We start from the raw sequence: 6171 nt of genomic DNA, 5'->3' as shown, positions 1-6171 counted from the left end.
ATTCCAACCTAGTCCGCCGGAGATATCTTATGTCCACTTTGCTGGTTGCCACGGTCGGTGCTGACCTCCCGCCGCCCGCTTTCCTGTCCCAGGTCGCTGACCGCATCGCCGCCGACCTCTCCTTGCCTGCCACCAAGCGCGGCGAGATCCGCTCCGCCCTCAAGGCACTGGCTGCCGCAGCCGGCCAGATGCTCGATGCGATCCCGGCAAACGCCACCCATATCCGCAGCCTGCTCAGGCACCGTTCCGCCGCAGCCGCTGGGCTGACGCGCGATCGCTGGACCAATGTCCGCTCCCTGGTCTGCACGGCACTTCTGCGTGTGGGCGTGCTCACCCTGCCCAACCGCATCGCGGAGCCACCCTCCGATGCCTGGCAGGCCCTGCTCGCACGGGTCAGCGGCAAGAGCGAGATCGCCATGCTGGGGCGGTTCGCCCGTTGCTGCACGCTGCTCGATGTCGAGCCCGATCAGGTCAACGACAGCTTTATGGCACGCTATCGGACCGAGCTCGTCGAGCGCAGCCTGGTGTGTGAGCCGGAGAAGGTGGTGCGCGAGAGCGCCATCGCCTGGAACAAGGCGTCGACGAGCGTCGAGGGGTGGCCGCGGATCACGCTGACGGTGCCCAATAACAGCCTCTACTACACGCCCGGTTGGGCGACCTATCCAGCGACCTTGGTTGCCGATGTCGAGCGCTGGCTGGCGGGCCCGCCCAGCATGAACATTTTCGCCAAGGACAATCCCAGGCGGCTGCGGGAGGCCACGGTCATCTCCTGCCGGGATCACCTCCGGCTGTTGCTCGGCGGCATGGTGCTGCGTGGTGTCGACGCTGCCTCTCTGGTGGATCTCCGTGCGGCGATCACGCCGGCGCATGTTGAGACATCCTGCCTGTTTCACCACGAGCGGGCGGGAGGGACGATCAATCACGTCATGGCCAAGATGTCCGGCATCGCTCTCGCCATTGGCACTCATCACCTCGCTCTCACCGGCCAGCCGCTGGAGCGCCTCCAGCAGATTGCCCGTGAACTGCGCTTCAAGAAGTCCGGTGACCGCATGACGGTCCGGAACAAGGAGCGTCTGGTCGCGATGGGTGACGCCATGGGCCCCGATCACACACGGCTCGATGTGCTCCTCAACATGCCGCAGACGCTGCGGTCGGAGGTCGATGCTGCGGTCAAACTACGTAGCGGTAGCACCTACGCGCTGGCGCTGCAGTATCAGGTGGCGCTGATCCTCGAGCTTTGCCTGACCAAATCCTGGCGGATCAGGAATCTCGGCAACCTGGTCATCGGGGAGACGCTGATCCTGCGCCCGGATGGGCGTGCCGTGGCGATCTTTCGGGAGGATCAGACCAAGACCCGCACGCCGATCGAGACGACGCTGGGCAGCCGCGCCACGAGCATGCTGCACGACTACCTGCGGGTTCATCGCCCGCTGCTGGGCGACGTGAGCTCAGCGTATCTGTTCCCGGGCAAACAGGCTGGCAGGCCCAAGACGTTCGGGGCGATCAATGCCAGCGTCAAGCTGATCACGCGGGAGCGGGTCGGCGTGCAGATGACGGTCCATTTTTTCCGTCACCTCGCGGGTGACATCATTCTCAGGCAGGATCTGGGCGCCCTGCATATCGTGCAGGACCATCTGCACCATGCCGACATCAGCACCACCAAGAGCTTCTATGTCGGGATGCGCAGCGCGCAGGCGACGCGGCACTATGACGAGCTGCTGGAGCAGCAGCGCAGCAGCATCAGGGGCGCTGGCAGCGGCGGTGGCGGTGGCGGTGGCGGTGGCGGTGGCAGCCACGCGCTGGCCGGTCGCATCGCCCGCCCCCAGAATAGGCGGGCAACCTGATGGCGATCCAGCAGAGCAAGGTCGCCGTGCCTCCCAGGAGGACCAAGCGCCCCCGTGTCGAGTTCGAGCAGTGGCCCGCATCCGATCGAGCGGCTTGGGAGATGGCGCGCAAGCCGTCGGGCTTTCTCTCGCCTGGTGGCAAGGGTGCAACATGGCGTCCTGCCAGCAGCGACAGCCTGGTCGGTAATTACGGGCGCTGGCTGGGCTTTCTGCAGAGCCGCGGCTGGCTATTCGACAGCGAGGCACCGGCAGACCGTGTCACCCAGCCTCGCATCCTCGCGTTAATCGACATGCTGCAGCAGGACTATGCGCCGGTAACCGCCACCGTCGCTGTGTCGCAGTTGCTCATGGCGCTGAATGCGATGTGCCCAGCCAGTGACTGGGCCTGGCTCCGGAACGCGCGTGCCAACCTCCAGCGCGAGGCGCTACCGCTGCGCCATAAATCCGAGCGGGTGCAAGAGAGCCGGGAAATCGTCGATCTAGGCCATCAGCTGATGCAGCAGGCGGAGGCGCTGACCATGACCGATCCGGAGCGGGCGGCGAACCTGTACCGGGACGGGTTCATGATTGCCCTGCTCGCCATGCGGCCCTTTCGTCGGCGGAATTTCCTGAGCATCGAGATCGGGCGTCATCTCCTGCGATCCGGCAGCAGCTGGAGTTTCTCCTTTGCCGCAGAGGAGACCAAGAACGGCCGCGTCATCGCCCGGGAGTTCCCCAGCGAGCTGCTGCCGTGCCTGACCCGCTATCTGGAACGCCATCGGCCTTGCCTCCGACGGTCGACCAAGGGCGGCAGTTCCACCGACCGCGCCTCGGCGGTTAACCGGCTGTGGATCTCCAGCCGCGGGAACCCGATGTCGCTGACCGCCTTTGCGCGCAGCATCGCCCATCACACCGAGCGGCACTTCGGACGCGCGATGCACCCGCATGCGTTCCGGCATTCGGCGGCGACCTCAATGGCACGGGTGGATCCCGCCCATGCCTATGTCGCCATGGACGTGCTGGACCACGCCGATATCGCGACGACGCAGAGGCACTATATCGCGGCCAAGGGTGAGCGCTCGCATGAGCATGTGGAGGCGCTGATCGAGGAAAGGCGAGAGGCGGTCAGAGGCCTGCTGTCACCGGCTCGAAAGGGCAAGGCCCTATGAGCGCCGCGGTCTATCGGCAGGCATCGCCCCCGGCACGGGCCGGGCGTCGGGCATCGACATTGCCTGGCACCTCGGCCCAGCCGCGGGTGGCGCTGTACGCGCGCTATTCCAGCGACCGCCAGTCGGAGAACTCCATCGAGGACCAGCTGCGCATCTGCCGCGAGCGGGTGGAACGTGAGGGCTGGCAGCTGGTGCGCAGCTATCAGGATGCGGCCATCTCAGGCTCCACGGCGGATCGGCCGGGGTTCATCGCGCTGCAGGCGGCCATGCGGGCCGGCGAGATCGACATCGTGTTCTCCGAGGCGCTGGACCGCATTTCCCGTGACCAGGAGCATGTCGCCCGTTTCTTTAAGCTCGCGAATTTCACCAATGTCCGGCTGGTCACGATCAGCGAGGGGGAGGTGTCGACGCTGCACATCGGCCTCAAGGGCACGATGAATGCGATGTATCTCCAGGACCTCGCGGCCAAGACCCGGCGAGGTCTGGAGGGGCGGGTGCGGGCAGGTCGCAGCACGGGGCCGGCGCCTTATGGCTACCGCCGTGTCACCAGCGTGTTGCGGCCTGACGGCGAGATCGACCGTGGTCTTTGGGAGATCGTGCCCGAGCATGCCGCCATCGTCAGGCGGATCTTTGAGGAGTACGCGCAGGGGCATACGGCGGGGGTGATCGTGCGGCGCCTCAACGCCGATGGTGTTCCGGGGCCGCGGGCGAATGGTTGGAACACCATGACCGTGCGCGGTCGTCCCAGCCATGGCGATGGTATCCTGCGCAACCGCGCCTATCTGGGCGAGATGGTGTGGAACCGCCGGCGGCGTCTGGTGGATCCCACCACCGGGCAGTTGCATCGCCGGCTGAATGCGGTGGATGAGCGGGTGACCGGCCTGGCGCCGCAGTACCGTCTCATCGACCGGGCCTTGTGGGACGCGGTTCAGGCGCGCCTCTCCAGTGAGGCGGCACCGCAGGATCCGACGACTGGTGAATTGAAGTTCTGGGAGCGCCGCAAGCAGCGCTATCTGCTCTCAGGCAAAATCAGCTGTGGTGTGTGTGGCGGTCCGTTCTCGATCCAGACGGGGAAGTACGCCTGCAATAATCGACCACGCCGCTTGTGCACCAACCCGGCCAGGCTCGATCGCACGGCCCTGGAGGATCATGTGCTGGCGCTCCTGTCCGAGCACATGATGGATCCTGAGCTGGCTCGGGCCTTTGCCGAGGAGTTCAGTGCTGAGTGGGACCGGCTGGCCGGGCAGCGCAGGCATGATGAGGCGCGCAACCGTCGGGAGCTGGAGGCCGCGGAGAAGAAGCTTGGCAATCTGATCGATGCGATCGCGGCCGGCATGCGCAGCTCGGCGCTGCAGGCCAAGCTCGATGAGGCGGAAGGTGAGGTGGCGCGGCTGAAGGCGGCCAGCATGCAGGGCGGCGCCGCTCCTGTCAGGATGCGGCCGGATATTGGCGTCATCTACCGGCTGACCATGCGCGAGATCAGGATCGCGTTGGAGGGGCCGGACAGCGCTGCGGCGCTGGAACTGGCGCGCTCACTGATTGAACGAGCTATCGTTTATCCTGGCAACAGCAACGCGCCACCAACCGTGCAGGTCGAAGGGATACTGGGCGCCATGCTCAAGATAGGGCAGCCGGAGCTCTGTGGCAGCGTCCTCACCGGCGCACCCAGGGTTCTCACCGTGGCGGGCGCGGCAGTCACTGAAACGGCGAGCCATGGAAATAGGTAATTCACGTTGTCCCCCTTGAGATAATCCAGATTGAATTTGAGGCCGGCCTGGATTGACGTTTCGGAATTCCATCACATCCTCTCGCATCCGCATTAGCAGTATCGAGAATTTCCGGAACCAGAGCCAGCGCCAATTATTCCGCTACAAGAGCATCCTGCAGCAGCATTTTCATTTATTCATGAAAGACTGCTAATGGCGTTTTAACTATCGCCCAGCGAGCCGCCTGGCGCGCTTCCCTGATTGTTACTATTCAGGCGGAGAGTCCTCTTCCTTGTTGCTCAATGGTTGATGGGTTGGCAACGGGGTTGGGGGCAGGCCCCCACCCCCGTTGGCCGGCGATCTCGGCAGGCGTGCGCCCGCCCAGTTTCGAGTGTGGCCTTGACCTGAGACCCTTTTCTCCTCCGTTCTGAGGGAGAGTCCTGGGTTTCATTTCTGGCCTCAGGCGGCCTGTTTTTCCAGCGTTGATTTGAGGGCGAACGCGGCGGGCGTGATGTTGCCGAGGGCCGAGTGAGGTCGGTGGCGGTTGTAGTCCTCCTTCCATGAGGTGATGGCGCTGCGGGCCTCGGCGAGCGTCGAGAACAGCGTGTCGTTGAGGCACTCGTCCCGGAAGCGTCCGTTGAAGCTCTCGACGAAAGCGTTCTGCGTCGGCTTGCCGGGCGCGATGTAGTGCCATTCGACGCCGGTCTCCTGGCACCAGCGCAGGATCGCCATCGAGGTGAACTCGGTGCCGTTGTCGGAAACGACCGTCTCCGGCCTGCCACGCAGCCGAATGACATCATCCAGCTCGCGAGCCACGCGCAGGCCCGAGAGCGAGGTGTCGGCGACGAGCGCGAGGCACTCGCACGTGTAGTCGTCGACGATGGCGAGCACCCTGAAGCGGCGACCGTCCGTGATCGTGTCGGAGAGAAAATCGAGGCTCCAGCGCGCATTGGCGCGATCAGGCACGAGCATGGGCCTCCGCGTGCCCAGTGCCCGTTTGCGGCCGCCGCGCCGGCGCACCTGCAACTTCTCCTCGCGATAGAGCCGCCGCAGCTTCTTCTGGTTCATCACTATGCCCTGGCGGTCCAGCATGATGTGGATCCTGCGGTAGCCGAACCGTCGGCGCTCTCCTGCCATGGCCTTCATCGCCTCGCGCAACAGGGCATCGTCCGGCCGGGTGCTCGTGTAGCGCACCGTCGAGCGGTCGATCGTCAAGGCCAGGCACGCCCGACGCTGGCTCACTGCATGCACCGTGCAGGCATGAGCCACCGCCTTCCGCTTCGCATCGGGCGTCACCATTTTTTTGCGGCGACATCCTTCAGGATCGCGTTGTCGAGCATCTGCTCGTGACGTGCTCCCCGAAAATTGGACCGATCTGAGTTGGAATTTTCCAGTTATGTATCCCGAGCAGGGAACGAGGAGAGTTCCATGAAGGCATCGAAGTTTTCTGAGGCGCAGATCGCCTTTGTCCTG

Annotated in this window: 3 protein-coding genes and 1 pseudogene; 3 read left to right on the top strand and 1 reads right to left on the bottom strand. The window is 64.8% G+C overall.

Going from position 1 to position 6171, the window contains the following annotated elements; genetic code table 11:
• Positions 1 to 29 precede the first annotated feature (29 nt).
• The 3 genes from EOD42_RS25510 to EOD42_RS25500 are packed head-to-tail and all read left to right on the top strand — an operon-like array spanning position 30 to position 4719.
• On the top strand, positions 30 to 1844 hold the full coding sequence (locus EOD42_RS25510) for a tyrosine-type recombinase/integrase (RefSeq protein WP_127790429.1): 1815 nt from the start codon (positions 30 to 32) through the stop codon (positions 1842 to 1844).
• Positions 1844 to 2992, top strand: coding sequence for a tyrosine-type recombinase/integrase (locus EOD42_RS25505; protein WP_127790428.1), 1149 nt, complete (start codon positions 1844 to 1846; stop codon positions 2990 to 2992). The genes EOD42_RS25510 and EOD42_RS25505 overlap by 1 nt, the downstream gene beginning before the upstream one ends.
• A complete protein-coding gene (locus EOD42_RS25500) occupies positions 2989 to 4719 on the top strand; it encodes a recombinase family protein (protein WP_127790427.1) in 1731 nt (576 codons plus the stop codon). The genes EOD42_RS25505 and EOD42_RS25500 overlap by 4 nt, the downstream gene beginning before the upstream one ends.
• A 438-nt stretch (positions 4720 to 5157) precedes the next feature.
• On the opposite strand, the pseudogene EOD42_RS25495 reads toward EOD42_RS25500, so the two are convergent.
• Positions 5158 to 6044: pseudogene (locus tag EOD42_RS25495) on the bottom strand (IS3 family transposase); the annotation flags it as partial.
• Positions 6045 to 6171: the final 127 nt, after the last annotated feature.

The sequence above is a fragment of the Rhodovarius crocodyli genome, assembly GCF_004005855.1.
Taxonomy (GTDB): Bacteria; Pseudomonadota; Alphaproteobacteria; order Acetobacterales; family Acetobacteraceae; genus Rhodovarius; species Rhodovarius crocodyli.
This window is presented reverse-complemented; position numbering and strand designations above follow the sequence as displayed.

What these genes read in the sequence shown, in the direction of transcription:
- EOD42_RS25500 (WP_127790427.1), top strand. Translation starts at nt 2,989, where the DNA reads ATGAGCGCCGCGGTCTATCGGCAGGCATCGCCCCCGGCACGGGCCGGG.
- EOD42_RS25510 (WP_127790429.1), top strand. Translation starts at nt 30, where the DNA reads ATGTCCACTTTGCTGGTTGCCACGGTCGGTGCTGACCTCCCGCCGCCC.
- EOD42_RS25505 (WP_127790428.1), top strand. Translation starts at nt 1,844, where the DNA reads ATGGCGATCCAGCAGAGCAAGGTCGCCGTGCCTCCCAGGAGGACCAAG.